This is a genomic window from Cytobacillus sp. FSL M8-0252 (genome assembly GCF_038007345.1).
In the GTDB taxonomy this organism is placed as follows: Bacteria; Bacillota; Bacilli; order Bacillales; family Cytobacillaceae; genus Cytobacillus; species Cytobacillus kochii.
Map to the genome: position 1 here is coordinate 3,157,641 of NZ_JBBOWZ010000001.1, position 19,577 is coordinate 3,177,217.

19 protein-coding genes are annotated in these 19,577 nt (G+C 36.4%); 1 reads left to right on the forward strand and 18 read right to left on the reverse strand.

The window, feature by feature from the left end:
• Positions 1-59: 59 nt before the first annotated feature.
• Positions 60-2,129, reverse strand: coding sequence for a sigma-54 interaction domain-containing protein (locus MKX83_RS15855; protein ID WP_095372642.1), 2,070 nt, complete (start codon positions 2,127-2,129; stop codon positions 60-62).
• Positions 2,130-2,343: 214 nt separating this feature from the next.
• On the opposite strand from MKX83_RS15855, the gene MKX83_RS15860 reads away from it, so the two are divergent.
• Positions 2,344-2,583: a DUF2627 domain-containing protein gene (locus MKX83_RS15860; protein ID WP_095373649.1), complete on the forward strand. Its 240-nt coding sequence runs from the start codon at positions 2,344-2,346 to the stop codon at positions 2,581-2,583.
• Between the two features lie 76 nt (positions 2,584-2,659).
• On the opposite strand, the gene spo0A is transcribed toward MKX83_RS15860, so the two are convergent.
• The 17 genes from spo0A to spoIIIAE form a co-directional block, all read right to left on the reverse strand.
• On the reverse strand, positions 2,660-3,454 hold the full coding sequence (gene spo0A, locus MKX83_RS15865; protein ID WP_095372622.1) for a sporulation transcription factor Spo0A: 795 nt from the start codon (positions 3,452-3,454) through the stop codon (positions 2,660-2,662).
• A gap of 327 nt (positions 3,455-3,781) precedes the next feature.
• Complete coding sequence (gene spoIVB, locus MKX83_RS15870) at positions 3,782-5,071, reverse strand: SpoIVB peptidase (protein WP_095372621.1); 1,290 nt, start codon at positions 5,069-5,071, stop codon at positions 3,782-3,784.
• Between the two features lie 113 nt (positions 5,072-5,184).
• Complete coding sequence (gene recN / locus MKX83_RS15875; protein ID WP_095372620.1) at positions 5,185-6,873, reverse strand: DNA repair protein RecN; 1,689 nt, start codon at positions 6,871-6,873, stop codon at positions 5,185-5,187.
• Positions 6,874-6,890: 17 nt separating this feature from the next.
• Positions 6,891-7,340, reverse strand: a complete 450-nt coding sequence (gene ahrC, locus MKX83_RS15880) for a transcriptional regulator AhrC/ArgR (RefSeq protein ID WP_095372619.1) — start codon at positions 7,338-7,340, stop codon at positions 6,891-6,893.
• Between the two features lie 244 nt (positions 7,341-7,584).
• Positions 7,585-8,421: a TlyA family RNA methyltransferase gene (locus tag MKX83_RS15885; protein WP_307313730.1), complete on the reverse strand. Its 837-nt coding sequence runs from the start codon at positions 8,419-8,421 to the stop codon at positions 7,585-7,587.
• A gap of 4 nt (positions 8,422-8,425) precedes the next feature.
• The gene (dxs, locus tag MKX83_RS15890; RefSeq protein WP_341056297.1) at positions 8,426-10,318 is read right to left on the reverse strand and encodes a 1-deoxy-D-xylulose-5-phosphate synthase; all 1,893 of its coding nucleotides are present in this window, start codon (positions 10,316-10,318) and stop codon (positions 8,426-8,428) included.
• A gap of 118 nt (positions 10,319-10,436) precedes the next feature.
• Positions 10,437-11,327, reverse strand: coding sequence for a polyprenyl synthetase family protein (locus MKX83_RS15895; protein ID WP_095372616.1), 891 nt, complete (start codon positions 11,325-11,327; stop codon positions 10,437-10,439).
• Between the two features lie 5 nt (positions 11,328-11,332).
• On the reverse strand, positions 11,333-11,566 hold the full coding sequence (locus MKX83_RS15900) for an exodeoxyribonuclease VII small subunit (RefSeq protein WP_095372615.1): 234 nt from the start codon (positions 11,564-11,566) through the stop codon (positions 11,333-11,335).
• Complete coding sequence (gene xseA / locus MKX83_RS15905; RefSeq protein WP_341051573.1) at positions 11,566-12,921, reverse strand: exodeoxyribonuclease VII large subunit; 1,356 nt, start codon at positions 12,919-12,921, stop codon at positions 11,566-11,568. The genes MKX83_RS15900 and xseA overlap by 1 nt, the downstream gene beginning before the upstream one ends.
• Before the next feature lie 91 nt (positions 12,922-13,012).
• A complete protein-coding gene (gene nusB / locus MKX83_RS15910) occupies positions 13,013-13,411 on the reverse strand; it encodes a transcription antitermination factor NusB (RefSeq protein ID WP_095372613.1) in 399 nt (132 codons plus the stop codon).
• Positions 13,412-13,717: 306 nt separating this feature from the next.
• Positions 13,718-14,125: an Asp23/Gls24 family envelope stress response protein gene (locus MKX83_RS15915; RefSeq protein WP_095372612.1), complete on the reverse strand. Its 408-nt coding sequence runs from the start codon at positions 14,123-14,125 to the stop codon at positions 13,718-13,720.
• Positions 14,126-14,142: 17 nt separating this feature from the next.
• Positions 14,143-15,498 (reverse strand): acetyl-CoA carboxylase biotin carboxylase subunit, encoded by a 1,356-nt coding sequence (gene accC, locus MKX83_RS15920; protein ID WP_224936012.1) that lies wholly within the window; start codon positions 15,496-15,498, stop codon positions 14,143-14,145.
• 15 nt (positions 15,499-15,513) lie between these two features.
• Positions 15,514-16,020: an acetyl-CoA carboxylase biotin carboxyl carrier protein gene (gene accB, locus MKX83_RS15925; protein ID WP_095372610.1), complete on the reverse strand. Its 507-nt coding sequence runs from the start codon at positions 16,018-16,020 to the stop codon at positions 15,514-15,516.
• Between the two features lie 401 nt (positions 16,021-16,421).
• Positions 16,422-16,943: a SpoIIIAH-like family protein gene (locus MKX83_RS15930; RefSeq protein ID WP_095372609.1), complete on the reverse strand. Its 522-nt coding sequence runs from the start codon at positions 16,941-16,943 to the stop codon at positions 16,422-16,424.
• A gap of 20 nt (positions 16,944-16,963) precedes the next feature.
• Positions 16,964-17,614 carry a stage III sporulation protein AG gene (gene spoIIIAG, locus MKX83_RS15935; RefSeq protein ID WP_095372608.1) on the reverse strand — a complete coding sequence of 217 codons (651 nt, stop codon included), beginning with the start codon at positions 17,612-17,614 and terminating at the stop codon, positions 16,964-16,966.
• Positions 17,607-18,245 (reverse strand): stage III sporulation protein AF, encoded by a 639-nt coding sequence (gene spoIIIAF, locus MKX83_RS15940; RefSeq protein WP_095372607.1) that lies wholly within the window; start codon positions 18,243-18,245, stop codon positions 17,607-17,609. Before spoIIIAF ends, spoIIIAG begins: the two co-directional genes overlap by 8 nt.
• 12 nt (positions 18,246-18,257) lie before the next feature.
• Positions 18,258-19,484: a stage III sporulation protein AE gene (spoIIIAE, locus tag MKX83_RS15945; protein WP_095372606.1), complete on the reverse strand. Its 1,227-nt coding sequence runs from the start codon at positions 19,482-19,484 to the stop codon at positions 18,258-18,260.
• Between the last annotated feature and the right edge of the window lie 93 nt (positions 19,485-19,577).

Genomic DNA, 19,577 nt, shown 5'->3' on the forward strand with positions numbered 1-19,577 from the left:
GCGATGAAAACGCTTTATTGCTCAAAATCTACCGTGAAATTTATTGCAAACCATGCAAATTATTGCATGCTTTTATTTTCAATTTGATATTTTTCCAATTTATAGTATAAATTCCTTACAGATAGCCCTAAATGTTTGGCTGCTTGTGTCTTATTACCATCCGCTTGTTTCATTGCTTTCGTAATAATTTCTTTTTCAAAACCTTCCAGTTGCTTTGCTAATGGCTCTCCTTGTTGAATAGATGCATGCATTTCAGAATCTACGAGAACTGGACTGTCACTATTCGCTAATGTAGATAAATGTTCACTGTCAATATGTGTTTGATAGCCCATAAATATAATCGCTCTTCCAATAATATTATCTAGTTCACGGACATTACCTGGCCAATCATATGCCATTAAAACCTTCATCGCTTCTTCTGTTACACCTTCTACATTACGGCCATATTCAATATTGATTTTTTCAATTAAGCGGTCCACTAGTAAAGGGATATCTTCTTTTCTTTTTCTCAAAGACGGAATATGAATTGGCATTCGATTCAAACGGTAGTATAAATCCTCTCTAAATCCGCCGTTCGCAATGGCTTTTTCCAGATTAACATTGGTTGCAGCAATAATTCGGACGTTAATCTGAAGAGGCTTTGTACCACCTACTCGGGTAATCTCTCCTTCTTGTAGCACCCTTAATAGTTTAGCCTGTGTGCTGGCAGTTAACTCGCCAATTTCATCCAAAAAGATACTTCCTTTATCCGCTTCTTCAAATAAACCCCTTTTTCCGCCTCTTTTCGCGCCAGAAAAAGCACCTTCCTCATAACCAAATAATTCACTTTCCAGTAGTGATTCCGATAAGGCAGCACAGTTTACACGAACAAATTTATTATATTTACGGTCACTTGCATTATGAATGGCATGTGCAAATAATTCTTTACCTGTTCCAGATTCACCTCTCAATAGAACGGTTGCTGGCGTTTTTGCTCCAAGTTTAGCTTGTTCAATTGCAATGGCCATTTCATCAGACTGACCAATAATATCTTCAAAAGTATACTTAGCTTCTAAATTTCGAATAATTTGTCTCGCGCGATTTAATTCGCGACTCATACTTTGTAGATCTGAAACGTCATGCAAAACCCCGACGCTTCCTTTTAAAATACCATCTACAATTACCGGAGCTACATTGACGACAACTTCTTTTCTCTTCGGACCTACACGCATTGGTACACCCCTGATGGCTCTGCGTGTTTTAAGCACCTTCATATGAACACTTTCACCTTCTGAGATATCAGCAGTTGCCGGTTTACCAATGACTTCCTCTTCTGCTAATCCAGTGATTTTTGAATAGGCCGGGTTAATAATTAACCCCTTCCCATCTTCATCTACTACAGAGATCGCTTCATCACTTGATTGTATAATAGCTTGAAGCATTGTTTTTAAATTTTTCAAATCAGTAATTTCTTCAGCTAAATCAACTAATTCCGTAATGTCTTTAAAAATAGAAACCGCACCGATTAATTGACCGTTATCACCGATTACAGGAATTCTCGTAGTAATAATTTTCAACCCACTACCTAAAACAAACTCTTGGTTTGTTTCCACTCTCCTTGAATGCAACACTCTCGGCAGTAAGCTACCGCTAATTACATCTCCGATCTTTTTACCTATCGCCTGTTTCTTTTCTATTCCTGTCATCGTTTCTGCGCTTTTATTAAAAAGTATAATTTCCTCGTCAGGATTGATGACGATCATACCGTTATCGGTCGTATTAAATATGAGGTTGAATTTATATGTTTGATTAGAAAGTGCGGATATGAGCTCTTCCTTTTGAGACAAAAGTTTGGCCATTAAATAAGCGACACTACCAGGGATAAAAATTACCTCTTCTTTGATTGAAGATCTAATTTGTTTACTAACTTCTTCATCTCCTGTTACTTCAATAATAATATCAACAGGTTCTTTAATAAATTGGCGCCAATCATAACCAATTTGCACACCATCTTCACTCGCAAGTTGAAGTCCTTTTGCTTCGCGATTAATATCAACAACCGCTGTTACTATTAACATTTCTGTTTCTTTCAATAATCGATATATCGAGGAGCCACCTTGACCAGCCCCGATGATAATTACTTTTTGCATACTTTCACCTTACCCTGAATATTCTTTCAAATCTACTATGCAATTTCTTTCATTTATAATGTAACCTTAATTGTTCTTGTTGACAAATATCTTATACTGTTAGTGTTAATATTTTTTCTCATATGATGCACCTATGAAATCTCCCTTTAATAAACGTTTCCTATCATATATAATGAGTTTATTGAATATTTTAGCAGCGGAAGAAAGGAATAATATGATTAGACTAATTGCATTAATGATACTTGTACTTCCCGGTGTTTTAGCGGTATACGGAATTAAATTAATGAGGGATATGGTATTTGGCATTTTACAAAGCCCTTTCCCATCTTTACCTTTGCAGTTTGTGTGTGGATTATTATTTGTTATATTAGGAATTGGCTTTATTGCCGGATTTATTTTGCATCGTGATCGTAAAAGAAATAAAGTGCAAGACCGTTTTAAGAAAGAATCATAAAAAGCGTCAGCATAATAAAAATGCTGACGCTTTTTTGTTTATTCGTGTGGACGATATGTTCACACGCCTAGCTTTTTCAAGAAGCCTTATGCTCTAACCTTAACTTATCGGCAACCATTGCAATGAATTCTGAGTTTGTTGGCTTGGCCTTTGTCATGCTGACTGTATAGCCAAATAAAGAAGAGATAGAGTCAATATTTCCTCTGCTCCATGCCACTTCAATTGCATGACGAATTGCCCTTTCCACTCTACTAGCTGTTGTATTATACTTTTTGGCAATGTCAGGATACAGAACTTTTGTAATCGAGCCAAGTAACTCAATATCATTATATACCATTGAAATCGCCTCTCTTAAATATAAGTAACCCTTTATATGAGCAGGCACACCAATTTCATGTATGATACTTGTAATACTTGCATCGAGATTTTTGGGTTTTGGCTCTGCTTGTGAACGGTAATTGGTTGTAGAAGGTGATTTACGAATCATCGGACTTGATTTTCCGCTCACTTGGCGGATATGACTAGCCAAATTATCCATGTCAAAAGGTTTCAATATAAAATAAGATGCACCAAGATCAACAGCTTTCTTTGTCACGTCTTCTTGACCAAAAGCAGTTAACATAATAACGCTAGGAAGAGTTTTTAAGTTAAGTTCTCTCATTTTTTCGAGAACTGCAAGTCCATCAAGATGCGGCATAATGATGTCTAAAACAAGCACATCTGTTTCGATTTCATCAAGAATATTTAAACAGTCTTGTCCATTATGCGCCACTCCGACTATTTCCATATCTTCTTGAGAAGAAATATACTCTTCAAGTAAAGCTACTAGCTCTCGATTGTCATCAACTACACATACTTTGATTTTTTTCACTAATTTTTTCCTCCTCAACCCATAGTTGAATCTATTTTCTATTTTTTTGTCTCTATTTGCTAAGTGACAATTTCGACAAAGGGGATAAAAATCCTTTACCAAATTTTATTTTTCTTTAAAAAACTAATAAAATCTTAAGTTTTCTTTGTTTTCCTCTATTTTTCGACTATAATCGATATCTTTCTTCTTCATTGTCGAAAAATCTTTGTTTCTTTGCTTATTTTAACATATATATGTTAGTCATGCTTTTTCAAATTGAATGATTTAAATCCACATTCACCTTATATATCTAAACAAACAAAAAAGCGGGCAAAACCGCTTTTTTGTTTAAGATGCTCGCTCTTCATGGTTTTCGTAAATATTAATGCCCGCTTCATTTAACATCCATTCAATATGCACACCATACCCACTGGTCGGGTCATTCACAAAAACATGTGTTACCGCTCCTATAACCTTGCCCTTTTGAATAATCGGGCTGCCACTCATACCCTGGACAATACCCCCTGTTTTTTCGAGCAATTCATCGTCAGTGACCTTGATGACCATTCCTTTTGTAGCAGGAAATTTTTGCGGGATCGTACTAACAATTTCGATATCAAACAGTTGAACTTTATCATTTTCAACGACTGTTAGAATTTTTGCTGGTCCTTCCTTTACTTGATGTGAAAGAGCAATTGGCATTGGTTTATCCATTAGCCCGTTAGCCAATCCACGATTAAGCCTTCCAAAAATGCCAAATGGGCTATTTCGATCAATGTTGCCTATAACTTCTTTTTCATCTTTAAAGCGTGCTAATTTTTCTCCTGGATTCCCATTACTCCCCTTTTCAATGGAAGTAACAGTAGACCGTAGTATTTGACCATCATCAACGACAATTGGCCTTTTTGTATCCATATCAGAAATAACATGACCAAGAGCACCATATTTTTTTGATTGTGGATGATAAAAAGTCATTGTGCCTATCCCAGCCGCTGAATCACGTATATATAATCCAAGCTTAAAGTTTGGTTCATTTTTATCTTTCAATGGTAATAATTCTGTCTCAAATTTCCCTTCATCACGAGTAACTGATATTTTGAGGGGTTTACCACTATCTCCTGCTGCTTGTACAAATGGAGCAACATCAGACATTTTTTCAATTTTTGTTCCGTTTATTTCTGTAATAATATCACCTATTTTAATACCTGCTAAATCTCCCGGTGACATCTTTCCATTTATTGTATTAATTTGGTGATGTCCGACCACCAATACGCCAACTGTATTCAATTTTACACCTATTGATTGCCCACCCGGTATAACTTTAAAGTCCTTTAAAACTTCCACATCTACTTTTTTTATCGGAAAACCAGCCAAATCAAGAAACATTTCATTCTTGCCTGGTTCATTAGCAGAGAGTGTAATGACTTCTTTATCCTGAACAACCGCCAATTGTCCATCGGGTGCTTGTGTTGTTGCATTTACTGTTTCCGCCATATTATATCGTACTTGTTCACCCTCAAATACGGTAAGGTTTATAGGAATGTGAATATACTCTTGAAACGGTTTAGAAAATCCTATACATATGATTGAAACAAGGAGAATTCCACCAATTATTTTTCTCAATATATCTCTTGTCATTTCAACACTCTCCTCGCTTCTTGTTTCATGGCTACATATATAATTTTGCCTGCTTCAAGAGCAATTATAACTGGCAACTTAATAAAAAAAGCTACCCTCCATTGGATAGCTTTTCATGGTATTTTTACATTTTTGGCAAGGCTCAGTAATTCCTTCGCATGCTCCCTTGTCAGTTCAGTCATTTCCACACCAGAGATCATACGACCAATTTCTTTAATCTTTTCCTCGTCATCCAACGGCTTTACCGTTGTTTTTGTACGGCCAGCTTTGAGTGTTTTAGAAATAAATAAATGCGTATCTGCCATTGCAGCTACTTGTGGCAAATGGGAAATGCAAAGAACTTGCGAATCAATCGCTACTTGATGAATTTTTTCGGCTATAGCTTGTGCGACTCTTCCACTTACCCCTGTATCAACTTCATCAAAAATAATAGATGTTACCCCTTGATGTTTAGAAAAGATACTCTTTAAAGCAAGCATAATTCGGGATAGTTCACCACCTGATGCAATTTTTGATAATGGTTTTAACGGTTCTCCTGGGTTAGTGGATAAGTAAAATTCGACTGTATCAATACCTTTTTTATGAAAGCTTTCTTTATCCGTAATAAAATGGACCTCAAATACAGTCTTTTCCATATAAAGTGCTTTTAATTCACGATGAATCATTTTTGTTAATCGTTCCGCAGCATTTCTTCTTAATTCACTCAATTCCTTTCCTTCGACAAGTAAATCAGCTTGTAATTCTTTAGCCTGCTTGAGCAAGTGTTCGATATGAGTTTCTTTGTTGGTTAATGTTTCAATTTCTTCCTCAATCTTTGCAACATATTCCAATATTTCCTCTATTGATGGTCCATATTTTCGTTTGAGCATATTGATTTCATTTAATCGCTCTTCAATTTCATTCAATCGAACAGGATCAAATTCCATAAAATCTAATTTACTCCTTAAAATAGCTACCGTGTCCTCTAATTGATAAAAACTGTTGGCAACAACTTCTTGCAACTCAACTAACTCTTCATCAACTTCTGCCGATTGTTGAAGGTGATTCATAGCTAAACTAATCCAATCAAGCCCTTTTTGTTCTCCTTGCAAAGCATTATAGCTAATTTTTACGCCTTCATACATCTTCTCAAAATTAAGTAAGCGGTTTCGCTCTTCTAAAAGTGCATCATCTTCATTCAATTTTAAATTGGCGTTTGTTATTTCTTCATATTGAAATTGAATAAGATCCAGGCGATGAGCCATTTGCTGTTCATTTTCTGTTAATGTCTTGATTCTTTTCATTGTTTGCTCGTATTCTCTATAGACCTCTTCGTATTCTTGTCTGCTTTTAGCGATTTTGGTACCACCAAATTGATCTAATAAAGGCAAATGCAAACTTTCATTCATTAATTCTTGGTGTTCATGTTGACCATGTATGTCAATTAGAGTACTACCAATTTCTCGAAGAATAGAAATGGTTACAAGTTTTCCATTTATTCGACAGACACTTTTACCTGATTTAGATATATCTCGTCTTAGAATCAACATTCCTTCATCGATATCTATACCAAATTCTTGCGCCCGTTTGTAACACGGATGTTGTTCATCATCTAATATGAATAAACCCTCTATCTCAGCTTTCTCTTCACCATGTCTTACATACTCTGAAGAACCCCTGCCACCAACAAGCAGGTGAACGGCGTCAATAATAATTGATTTTCCTGCTCCTGTTTCTCCTGAAAGCACAGTTAGACCTTTATTAAAGGCAATTGTGATTGATTCGATAATAGCAAAGTTTCTAATTGATATTTCATTTAACACTGACATTTCACCCCAGCTTATAGCATTTCTAAAAATCTTTTGGAAATCACTTCAGCTTCTTCAGGTGTTCGACAGATAATTAAGCAAGTATCGTCGCCACAAATTGTTCCTAATATTTCATCCCAATCTAGGTTATCCATCAATACACCAATCGCCATTGCATTCCCTGGCAAAACTTTCATCACAAGTAAATGACCGGCAGAATCTAGACGAACAAATGCATCCATTAAGTTACGCTTTAATTTTTGTAAAGGGTTAAAGCGTTGATCAGCAGGTAAACTGTACTTATATCTTCCATCCAAAAGGGGAACTTTCACTAAATGCAGTTCTTTAATATCTCTTGAAACCGTTGCTTGTGTGACGTTAAACCCAGCATTTCTTAACTCTTCTACTAGTTCATCTTGGGTTTCAATATCATTGTTCGTAATTAAATCCCTAATCTTAATATGTCGTTGTCCTTTATTCATTCTTTTCACCTCTATGAATACAAAGCGCTGCCTGAAATCAGCAACACGATTCTTATTATCTTTTAATTCATATGTTAGCTGATTTTCTCTATATTGTACAATTTATTCTGCATAATTTGTGTTTTTTTGGTAAAAAAGATTGTTTCATAAGAGAATTTCAAATCTCATTTATATCCGTTATGATGCCTGACACAAAAGAACAGGCTGGAAAATGCTCCCCTAGCCTGCTCACTTTAGTCTGTGTTCATTCTTTCAGTTTTGCTTTTAATTGCTTGTGGGCTTCTTCTACTACTGATTGGATATCAAAATCATTGGTAGCATGCACTTCCTCTGAACCATGTGGCCACTGCAAATGAGCGAGGAATTCAATATTACCATCTCCACCTGTAATCGGAGAATAGGATAAGCCTTTAATATGATATCCTTCCGTTTGAGCGAAGGTTAGAATTTTATCAATTACTTGTTCATGTACTGACGAATCACGAACAATTCCCTTCTTCCCAACTTGTTCTCTTCCTGCTTCAAATTGAGGCTTGATTAATGCGATCACGTCGCTACCAGGTACGAGTAATGTTCGCAAAACAGGAAGAATTAGTTGTAAAGATATAAATGAGACATCAATGGAAGCTAAATTTGGCATTTGACCGACTAAATCAGCAGGTGTAACATAGCGAAAATTAGTCCGCTCCATTACAACCACACGTTCATCCTGTCTTAGCTTCCAGGCTAACTGATTATATCCAACATCTAGGGCATAAGACATTTGTGCCCCATTTTGCAATGCACAATCTGTAAAGCCCCCTGTTGATGCCCCAATATCTAATAGAATTTTATCTTCAACGGTTAAATCAAATACCTCTAATGCTTTTTCGAGCTTTAAGCCACCTCTACTTACGTAAGGCATTGCTTTCCCTTTGATTTGTAATGGAATATCACTCTTTACCTTTTCTCCAGGTTTATCTAGCCTCATTTCATTACTATAGACGATGCCTGCCATTACCGCTCTTTTTGCTTTCTCTCTTGTTTCTGCCAAGCCTCGTTCTACAAGAAGAACATCCACTCGTTCCTTTTTACTCATTATCGCTTCATGCCCTCTTTTGTTTTTTTTCAGCTAATCTACTCATGCGCTTTACAATTTCTTCAGATGTTAAATTTATCTCTTCTAAGAGTTTGTCCACACTACCATGTTCAATAAAATGATCCGGGATACCAAGTCTATCCACTTTCGCATGATGGTAATGATGATCATGAGCAAATTCTAACACGGCGCTACCAAATCCACCTTGTAAGACGGCTTCTTCAACTGTCAAAATAGGCATGTTCATATTTAAAATATCATGTAACATTGTCTCATCTAATGGTTTAATAAAACGGGCATTAACAACTTTTACTGAATAGCCTTTCGCTTCAAGAAGAGCTGCCGCTTCCATAGCCATTGGAATGGTTGTTCCAAATGTTAAAATAGCTGCGTCTTTACCTTCTTTTAACACTTCCCATGAACCAATTGGAAGTGCCGTCATCTTCTCATCAATCTCAACTCCAAGTCCATTTCCTCTTGGAAACCTCATTGCAATTGGACCATCATTGTATTGAATAGCGGTATATGTCATATGACGACCTTCATTTTCATCTTTTGGCATCATCAGTACCATATTTGGTAAATGTCTTAAAAAGGCAATATCGAAAACACCTTGGTGCGTTTCTCCATCAGCACCTACTAACCCAGCACGATCGATCCCAATAAAAACATTTAGGTTTTGCCTAGCAATATCGTGGACCACTTGATCATACGCTCTTTGTAAAAATGTCGAATAAATTGCTAAAAATGGCTTCATTCCTTGTGTAGCAAGACCTGCCGCTACTGTAGCCGCATGTTGTTCCGCTATTCCTACATCAAACATGCGATCGGGAAATTCACTTGCAAAACCTTCTAACTTAGATCCCACAGGCATCGCAGGCGTAATGGCAACAATTCGTTCATCTTCTCTTGCCAATTCTCTGACTGTTTCACTAACTAACTTACTCCATGCCGGTGCAGTATTAACAGGTTTCAGGAAGTCACCTGTTTCCGTTTTATAAGGGCCTGTTCCATGCCAAGTACCAACTGTATCACGTTCTGCAGGTTCAAAACCCTTTCCTTTTTTCGTAATTACATGTAAGAGAACTGGACCTTCAGTTTTCTTGGCATAATTAATGTTCTCAAATAATTCTTCATAATTATGACCATCAATTGGTCCAAGATAAGTAAAGCCGAGTTCCTCAAATAACACGCCTGAAACAAGTAAATACTTTAAGCTATCTTTTAATCTTTCAGCTGTTGAAGCAATTTTACCACCGACAGCTGGGATCTTTTTCAGAAAAGCTTCTAACTCATCTTTTGCCCATTGGTATTTCCCCGCAGTTCTAAGACGACCTAAAACATTATGAAGGGCGCCAACATTAGGAGCAATTGACATTTCATTATCATTCAAAACAACAATCATGTTTTTCTGCTCGTGACCAATATGGTTGAGCGCTTCTAATGCCATTCCACCAGTCAAGGCACCGTCCCCTATTACTGGTATCACATGGCTATTTTCTTTTTTAATATCTCTTGCAATGACCATTCCCATAGCACCTGATAAAGAGGTGGAGCTATGGCCGGTTTCCCATACATCATGAGGACTTTCGATCATTTTAGGAAACCCGCATAATCCTTTATACTTTCTTAACGTATCGAATTGGCTAGCTCTACCAGTAAGGATTTTGTGAACATATGACTGATGCCCAACATCCCATAAAATTTTATCTGTTGGGCTATCAAACGCTTTATGCAGAGCAATGGTCAATTCAACAACACCTAGATTAGGCCCAATATGGCCACCAGTAACTGACAATTTTTCAATCAAAAAATGTCTAATTTCCGAGGCTAGATTCTCTAATTCCTCATTAGAGAGCTTCTTTAAAAAGCTTGGGTCTTTAATTGATAACAGATCCATAAGACGGATCACTCACTTTCATTACTTATTCATAAATTGAGTATACTTCTTCTCATTTCCTTTTCATGATTAGTACTAGATTACAGCAAAAATAAAAATAAGCCAAATGTTATCCCTTTTAATGGTTTCTTTCAGCTAGCATATCTGTAATTTTTTCCAAGTAATAAGTATTCAAACCTGTTTTTGCTAATTTTTCTTTCGCTAACTGTGTATGCTCATCAAGAGCTGCTTTTGCACCATTCATTGTTAATATGCTTGGATAAGTACTTTTCGCATTGACTTCATCACTACCTACCGGCTTACCAATTAGTTCCTCAGAACCTTCTAAATCTAAAATGTCATCTCTTATTTGGAAGGCTAGACCTAAATGTGTGGAAAATTCAAGTAAAAGCTGCTTTTCCTTATCTGAGGCACCAGCTAAAATGGCACCAGCCATGACACCAAAACTTAGTAACTTTCCTGTTTTATGTACATGAATGTATTCTAATTCAGGAAGTGTAAGTGTTTTCTTTTCACCCAACATATCAGCAACTTGGCCACCAACCATGCCTTCTGCTCCTGCTGATTGAGCAAATTCTTTAATTAAAGCTAATTTAGCTTCAGGAGAAGCAAATGCTTCATCCGTTTCTGCAATTAATTGAAAGCTAAAAGTTAAAAGCGCGTCCCCTGCTAAGATTGCATTGGCTTCCCCATACACTTTATGGTTTGTCGGCTTTCCTCTTCTTAAATCATCATCATCCATACTAGGAAGGTCATCGTGAATAAGAGAGTATGTGTGCACCATTTCAAGTGCGCATGCACTGTTAAGCCCTTTAATTGTTTCTTGTCCATAAGCAGCTAAAGTAGCGAAGAGCAATAAAGGTCTGATGCGTTTACCTCCAGCCGATAAAGAATATTGCATTGCTTCTTTTAGCACAGCTGGAGATTCTAATCTCTCTACAAAGGATGCCATTTTCTCTTCCAGTAGTGTTTTATGATGTTGTGAAAAAGCTTGTAGTGACTCACCCATTCTCCCTACTCCTCCTCATGTATAACAAACGGCTGTTTTTTTCCATCATCAGTAATCATTTCTGTTAATTGTTCTTCTACATTTTTTAGTTTATCGTGGCAAAGCTTGGAAAGTTCCATCCCATTTTTATAAATGGAAATAGCCTCTTCTAGAGGGACATCCCCTTCCTCTAACTTTTCTACGATTTGCTCAAGCTGCTCCATTGCTTCTTCGAAAGTAGGTGTTTTCTCTTTAGCCATTACTTTTCACCTCGATTATCGATTATATTCTTTACTTCAGCTAAGATCGTTCCATCTTTTACCTTTACTTTTATTTCGTCATTTTGTTTAACTTGATGAATAGATTTGATGAGTTCTTCTTTTTCCGAATACAGTAAACTATAACCACGGTCCATAATCTTTAAAGGACTTAACGTCTCTAATTTTGATATAAGATGTGAGAATTCCCTTTGCTTTCGCTCATTCATGACATTCATGGAACGCCTTAACCGTTTATTCATATCTATATATAGCTTTCTGCTTTCTATGGCTAATGAGTGTGGTGGTGTTCTTAGCAAGCGTTTTCGTTGCTGATCGACTTGTTCCTGCTTATATTTTAATAAACGTATTGTACTTTTAATTAATTGTTCTTTCGTACGATCAACTTGTTCTAATTTTTGCTCATAAAGTTTTTGGGGGTATCGAAAAGCATAAGATTTCTCCACTCTATGAAGACGTTCAAACTGCCTTGTTAACCTCTCCCTCGTTGCTCGGATCATCCGTGCTTGTTGGTTATGGATCCGTTCACTTAGGTCATCTATATGAGGCACTGAAAGCTCAGCAGCACCGGTCGGGGTCGGTGCCCTTAAATCTGCGACAAAGTCTGCAATCGTAAAATCCGTCTCGTGACCAACCGCTGATATAATTGGGATAGATGAAGCAAATATACCTCTAATCACTTCTTCTTCATTAAATGCCCATAACTCTTCAATTGAACCTCCACCTCTACCAACAATTAACACATCAACCTCTTTCCTTTCATTCGCTCGATTGATTTGTTGAGTGATGGAAGGTGCGGCCCCTTTTCCTTGTACAAGTGCTGGGTAAATATAAATAGGAACAGCAGGATATCGGCGTTTCAATGTTGTAATCATATCTCTGATTGCTGCACCAGTTGGTGAAGTAATCAGCCCGATCGCTTTCGGATACTTAGGAATCGGTTGCTTATATTTCTCTGAGAACAACCCTTCCTTTTCAAGTTTCTGTTTTAACTGTTCATAGGCTAGATAAAGGTCACCAATACCATCAGGGGTCATTTCTTTCACATATATTTGATATTGTCCACTTGCTTCATATAAGGACAAATCACCGGTAATAAGAACATTCATCCCATTCTCAGGGACAAATTTCATCGTTTGATTGTATCTTGTAAACATCACTGCAAGAACTCTTGATTTCTCATCTTTTAATGTAAAATACATATGACCACTCGAATGGCGCTTGAAATTTGAGATTTCACCTTTGACCATTACTTGTTGTAAATGTGGATCTCTATCAAATTTCCGCTTTATATATTTTGTTAATGCGTAAACTGTTAAATATCTCTTTTCTTCCATTCTTATCTCCTTCTTTATTACAACGAATTAATTGTAATAGGAAAGTTTAAGCAGCGGATTCAAATGATGTAATCGCATAAAATAGATGCTCTTAATTCTCACTATAATTATCTTTTATTTTTGATAATACACTATTTATAAACTTTGGCGATTGGTCGTCTCCATACATCTTTGCAATCTCAATGGCTTCATTAATAACAACATTAACCGGTATATCATCCTCGCTAAAAGCAAATTCAAAAGTGCTAAGACGTAGTAAATTGCGATCCACGGTTGCCAAACGATCCAATTTCCAGTTCTCCAGATTGTTAGATATTAATTCATCAATCTGGGCTTTATGCTGAAGAACACCACTGACAAGATGGTTTAAATAAGCATCCTCTCGCTGTTCATCTAACACATGATGAATGGCCTCATTCATTTCCGTTCCACTTAAATCGATTTGAAATAGCGCTTGCAATGCTTTTTCTCTTGCTGTTCTTCTTTTCATTCTTATTTCTCCTTTGTCATTCAATCTATTATATAAATGTCCTCGTGGATTTCTTTAACGACACATAAAAAAACACATAAGAAGATAATAGCATAACTGACTATGATTCGCACAGTGTAGTCAATAATTTTTCCTCTATTTTTCCTTACAGTCTGATGAACTTTAAATAATGAGAACATAGTTATTAATATGAATAGACTTATCTAAAATTTGTTGAAACAAACCTTTAAGTCATGAAGCGGATATATCAATACAAAAAAAAGACGACTAAAGACACCGATGTCTCTAGTCGCTTTTTTTGTCTTTTTATATTTCTTGTTCGTATTCATCTTCTTGTTTTTGGCTTTCAAAAAGAATACCAACTACATGAATATTAATTTCTTTCGTTTCAAGCGCTGTCATATTTAATAGAGCTTGACGAATATTATCTTGAATACTTTGTGCAACAGTTGGAATAGATACGCCAAATTTCATTAAACAGTAGACATCCACTTTAATGCCTTCTTCAGCTAATTCGACTTTTACACCTTTTCCATGGTTTTTCTTGCCTAATTTTTCAACTACACCTGATGCGAAGTTGCCGCGCATTTGTGCAACACCTTCCACTTCAGATGCCGCAATTCCTGCAATTACTTCAATTACTTCAGGTGCAATTTCCACCTTACCTAACCCTGTTTCCTCTTGGTTCATTTCTAGAATATTTTGATCGCTCATTTTGAAACCTCCAATTCTTATTCAGATTTCATAACGTCATTCAATTCCAGGAATTTCGTATTAAACTCCCCTGCAACAAAATTCTCATTCTCAAGAAGTCTTAAGTGGAACGGGATTGTAGTATGAACACCTTCAATAACGAATTCACTTAGTGCTCGTTTCATTCTAGCAATTGTTTCCTCCCTCGTATCACCATAAGTAATCACTTTTGCAATCATTGAATCATAATACGGAGGAATCGTATATCCAGGATATGCAGCAGAATCAACACGAACACCTAAACCACCTGGTGGAAGGTACATCGTAATTTTCCCTGCTGATGGCATAAAGTTTTTCGCCGGGTTCTCTGCATTTATTCGACATTCCATCGCCCATCCACTATAAGTAACATCCTGTTGGGTCATACCTAAACGTTCACCAGAAGCAACTTTAATTTGCTCTTTAATCAAGTCAACGCCTGTTACCATTTCTGTTACTGGATGTTCCACTTGAATACGTGTATTCATTTCCATGAAATAAAACTTACGGTTATGATAATCATAAATAAACTCGATTGTACCTGCACCGGTATAATTTACTGCTTCTGCAGCTTTTACTGCAGCTTTCCCCATTTCTTCACGTGTTTCACCATCTAAGGCTGGAGAAGGCGTTTCTTCAAGTAGTTTTTGCAATCTTCTCTGAATGGAACAATCTCTCTCTCCAAGGTGAATCGTATTTCCATAAGTATCTGCTAGTACTTGAATTTCTACATGTCTAAAATCTTCAATGTATTTTTCAATGTATACACCTGCATTACCAAAAGCTGTTAATGCTTCCTGCTGTGTAATGTTGATTCCTTTCGTTAACTCTTCTTCATTACGTGCGACGCGAATTCCTTTACCGCCACCGCCAGCAGTTGCCTTTATAATAACAGGATAGTCTATTTTTTGCACCAATTCAAGCGCTTCACTAATGTCTTCAATAATTCCATTTGAACCAGGTACGATTGGTACGCCTGCTTCCTTCATCGTTTCACGAGCAATATCTTTCGTACCCATCTTGGCAATCGCTTCTGGAGTTGGCCCAATGAATGTAATATGACACTCGCGACATAATTCTGCAAAGTCACTGTTCTCTGCTAGAAAACCGTAACCTGGATGGATCGCATCGCAATCTGTTAACTTCGCCACACTAATGATACTAGTGAAGTTTAAGTAACTATCCTTTGAAGAAACTGGACCAATACAATAAGCTTCATCAGCAAGCTGAACATGTAGAGCTTCTTTATCACCTTCTGAATAGACAGCTACACTTTCAATACCCATTTCACGACATGCACGAATAATACGTACAGCGATTTCTCCTCTATTTGCGATTAATACTTTTTTTATCATCGACAAAAGCCCTCCTTACTCAGGCTTCACTAAAAATAATGGTTGCCCGTATTCAACTAATTGACCATCTTTAACTAAAATTTCCACAATTTCTCCATCTACTTCTGCTTCGATTTCATTGAATAATTTCATTGCTTCAACAATACACAGAATAGAATCTTTGGTGATTTTAGAACCAACTTTTACATATGCATCTGCATCTGGTGAGGATGACTGATAAAAAGTTCCAACCATAGGAGAAACTACTTGATGCAGATTTGAAGTATCTTTATCTTCATTCTTTTCATTTACTTGTTCTACTTTTTGTACTTCCATTTGGACTGCTGCTGTTTTCTGAGGTTGTTCAGGAGGCGCTACTACAGCCTGTGCCTGTGGTTGAACAACTGGTACTGCTGCAGGTTGAATAGCAGTGACATTTTTCTTCATTTCTACTTTTGTACCTTCATGTTCATAAACAAATTCATCAATATTTGATTGATCAACTAATTTAATCAATTCACGAATTTCTTGGACTTTTAGCATTCTTACACCCCTGTTCTTCATTTACGCTTCAACTTTAATAGATGAAATACTAGTTATGTAAAATAATTATGACTAGCTACTATAATCATACGCTAAGACCTAATGAAAGTTCAACACTAACTTTAATAGTAAATATTATCCAAATAATAAGTCTCCCTCTAAATACACCACTTATATCCCTTTCTTTCCTTCTGATTTATTAAGAGAACAAGTGAAAGTTGAAGTTCTTCATTTTTGCTAGGCTCGGATTATTTAACTATGTAAAATATTTCATCAGTCAAACACGTACAAAAATTATGCACTTATCAAAAACTATTATCTAACTATTGTAATTATTTTATCATTCCCCTATAAATAAATGCAAAAAACTGAGCGACTGTATTCATCGCTCAGTTTTCATACTACTTACTTACTTGAAATTCTACTGCTACCAAAGCTTGTGTGCCTAACTCATTCATTACTTCTCTAATAATCTTGTTTGCTTCAGCTTTTGATTGTTCTTCCGCCTTAACAACCACTTTTACATTGGCACCATCAGCTTTCACAAGAACATCTTCGTAGTTCATTGATTTTATCAAGTTCTCTAACATTTCTTCCTTAGCAGCTAACTCATTAAGTGAATCAAGTTGATCCTTCGCTTCACTTCTTTCCTCTGCAGGTAATTCTGTCGAAGCTGCGACTTCTGTTAATCTTTCTTTTTCCATACTTCTTTCGTTCATTTGATCAAGTCTCTCTTGGGCAAATTCTTCATCAGATGCTACATCTGAAATTACCGCACCACCGGTTTCTGCATTTTCATTTTCTTCTTGGTCATTTCCCGCAAGATTCATTTGTCCATCTGGAGAAGTTAAGTAATAAATTGACAGAACAACGACTAAACTCAACATAGTTAATAACCATACCGTTTGCTTTTTTAATAACATCATTAAATCCCCCTTAAACATTATTTTTTCTTAGGTAAAACAGAAACTTTATGTGCAGGTACATCTAGTACACGTGAGACAGCTTCCACAATCCATGTTTTCACTTGGATATTATCAGCACCTTTTGCTACTATGAGAACGCCTCTTATATCAGGCTTTTTTGTTTCTATTACAATTGGAACTTCTTTTTCTCCTTCACGGATGATGACAACCTGTTCTTCTTTCGATTGATCTTCCACCACCCTTTTGCCACCTTCTCTATCCGTCTCATCAGTAATTTGTCCTTGATTCGTTGTATTTTTTTCTAATACTTTTTTCTCTGTGGAATCAACATTTACAACAATAGAGACATCATCCACTCCAACTATTGTGTCAAGCGCTTCTTTAATCTGTGCTTCATATGCCTTTTCATAATCAGCAATTGAATTGGCTGATTGTGGTTTAGATTGTCCAAAGACTTCTTGCTCTTTCTCTGTTTGCTCACTCTCGGAGTTAAAGACAGAGACTTCATCAGACGTGTCATTATTAAAAAATATATTACTAATTAGCATAATCGCGGCACCAAATAAGAGAACGATCATCAAGTATTGAACTTTACCGGGTTTTTTTTCGCCATCTTTTTCTTTTGATAACCATTCTTTCAGTAATGTAATTGGTCCTTTTTTACCCATCGTTTTTCGCCATCCCCCCTTCTTCTAAAAATACTTCCATCACTTTTTCATCGATTTCCCAATTAGTAGACAGAAGAGAAGTAATATCACCTGGGACAGTAGTTGTTGCTTCTGATTCAATCGGCTTTCCTGTGTCTACTTCTACATTTTGGACAACTTCAACTGCTTCTTGTTCCCCTTCTTCTACTGGTTGTACTTGCACATAGACCTTTTGAAGGTTTTGAGGGAACTCAAGCTCGGACCTATCGTCTTCAATCATTTCTATCTTTGTAATTTCTAAACCGTACTTTTCTACCAACTCCTCATTCGCCGATGCTTTCATGGCTTTTTCTACGTTTTCTAAAGCATATGCACGAGAGGAGGCTTGTATTTCTTTTTTTTGCATTTCTATTGAATTTTCTATTTCTTCTTTTGAAGAAGTAGACTCAATTGATGGTAACGACATAATCGTTTGTTCGAAATCACTAGAAACAAATTTAAATATAGGAGTTAAAATAATCGCTATTAATAATAAGCCCGTAACCATTTTTGTGTATTTCTGTAGCTTTGAACTTGGAAGAATCATATCAATAACCGTTGCTAGCAAAATAAATATGATAATTGTTGTAATCCATTCTTTTAAAAATTCCATTAGCGACCCTCCCTATCTCACCATCATCGTGAGATTTCCAGCTACGATCACGACAGTAATACTAAGAAAAAACATAAGAGACACAATGGCTAATGCTGCAAATACATACATGACACTTTTACTGATAATATCTAAACATTTAATAATCGGCCCTCCGCCTAAAGGTTGAAGAACAGCTGCTGCAAATTTATATATAAACGCAATCATTAATATTTTGATTGCAGGAAAAGCTACTATAATCATCAAAATGGCGACACCAGCAATTCCGACAGTGTTTTTCAATAATACAGATGCTGTCACTACCGTATCCGTTGCGTCTGTGAACATTCGCCCGATTACAGGGATAAAATTACTTGTTACATACTTCGCTGTTTTTAGTGTGACACCATCTGTAATGGCTGTAGAAACTCCTTGGATTGATATCACAGCCAAAAACACAGTAAGGAAAATACCGAGTAAGCCCACACTCCAATTCCTCAAGAGGTTCCCCAATTGTGTAACCTTATATTGATCTGACAAAGTACTGACGATATGCAGTAGCGTGGATAAAAAAAGCAAAGGAAACACAACATATTGAATTAACACACCACTCGTATTCATTAAGAAGAGAATAACTGGATGAAAAAAGGCTGCTGAGATGAGTCCACCTGAGGAGGCAATTAATGCTAGCAGCAAAGGAATGAGCGCTAGAATGAATGAAGTCATCTTATGGACAGTATCACTTGCATACTCCATCGCGATATGGAAGCTATTCAATGCTAAAATAACCAATACCATCAAAACAATCGCATAAGCGACTTTACTTACTGTTCCGGATTCGAAAGCATTTTGCAATGATTGCAGAAACATGCTAAATACAGCTAGTAAGATTAAGGTTCCTAAAAGTTTTCCATTTACAACAAATTCATGAAAAACGAATTTAAGTATGCCTAATGCCCATTGATCAAACGAAAACTCTTTTTCACCTTTTATAAAATCGTAAATGCTGCCCTTTTGACTTTCCGGCAAAAAACCTCCATATTCATTGGTGATATCTTCCCAGAATCCCTTTAATTCATCCAAATGGAGTGTATCTATTTGTGACTCTACAATATCTTCCGGATTAAAAACTTCTTGAGCTTCTTCAGTTCGGTATTCATCTGGCTTATCTGCCTCTTCATCTGAGGCATGTACAATGTGGCTTGTCATGAAAATAAACAACATACTAAACAGCAATGTTTTCAATAAATAGTGCTTCATCTTTTACACCTCTTTATATAGGGAAGGTGCTACTCTCTTATGATGTTGTCATTTTCTATTCACACCGCATGGGTGGCTCCTTCTTTTTCTCTT

Coding starts and splice junctions, on each gene's coding strand:
- accC (WP_224936012.1), bottom strand. CDS start 15,498: ATGATAAAAAAAGTATTAATCGCAAATAGAGGAGAAATCGCTGTACGT.
- spoIIIAG (WP_095372608.1), bottom strand. CDS start 17,614: ATGGGTAAAAAAGGACCAATTACATTACTGAAAGAATGGTTATCAAAA.
- MKX83_RS15895 (WP_095372616.1), bottom strand. CDS start 11,327: ATGGGTGAGTCACTACAAGCTTTTTCACAACATCATAAAACACTACTG.
- accB (WP_095372610.1), bottom strand. CDS start 16,020: ATGCTAAAAGTCCAAGAAATTCGTGAATTGATTAAATTAGTTGATCAA.
- spoIIIAF (WP_095372607.1), bottom strand. CDS start 18,245: ATGGAATTTTTAAAAGAATGGATTACAACAATTATCATATTTATTTTG.
- MKX83_RS15900 (WP_095372615.1), bottom strand. CDS start 11,566: ATGGCTAAAGAGAAAACACCTACTTTCGAAGAAGCAATGGAGCAGCTT.
- dxs (WP_341056297.1), bottom strand. CDS start 10,318: ATGGATCTGTTATCAATTAAAGACCCAAGCTTTTTAAAGAAGCTCTCT.
- MKX83_RS15855 (WP_095372642.1), bottom strand. CDS start 2,129: ATGCAAAAAGTAATTATCATCGGGGCTGGTCAAGGTGGCTCCTCGATA.
- nusB (WP_095372613.1), bottom strand. CDS start 13,411: ATGAAAAGAAGAACAGCAAGAGAAAAAGCATTGCAAGCGCTATTTCAA.
- MKX83_RS15930 (WP_095372609.1), bottom strand. CDS start 16,943: ATGTTATTAAAAAAGCAAACGGTATGGTTATTAACTATGTTGAGTTTA.
- ahrC (WP_095372619.1), bottom strand. CDS start 7,340: ATGAATAAAGGACAACGACATATTAAGATTAGGGATTTAATTACGAAC.
- xseA (WP_341051573.1), bottom strand. CDS start 12,921: ATGGAAGAAAAGAGATATTTAACAGTTTACGCATTAACAAAATATATA.
- spoIIIAE (WP_095372606.1), bottom strand. CDS start 19,484: ATGAAGCACTATTTATTGAAAACATTGCTGTTTAGTATGTTGTTTATT.
- MKX83_RS15860 (WP_095373649.1), top strand. CDS start 2,344: ATGATTAGACTAATTGCATTAATGATACTTGTACTTCCCGGTGTTTTA.
- MKX83_RS15915 (WP_095372612.1), bottom strand. CDS start 14,125: ATGAGCGATCAAAATATTCTAGAAATGAACCAAGAGGAAACAGGGTTA.
- spoIVB (WP_095372621.1), bottom strand. CDS start 5,071: ATGACAAGAGATATATTGAGAAAAATAATTGGTGGAATTCTCCTTGTT.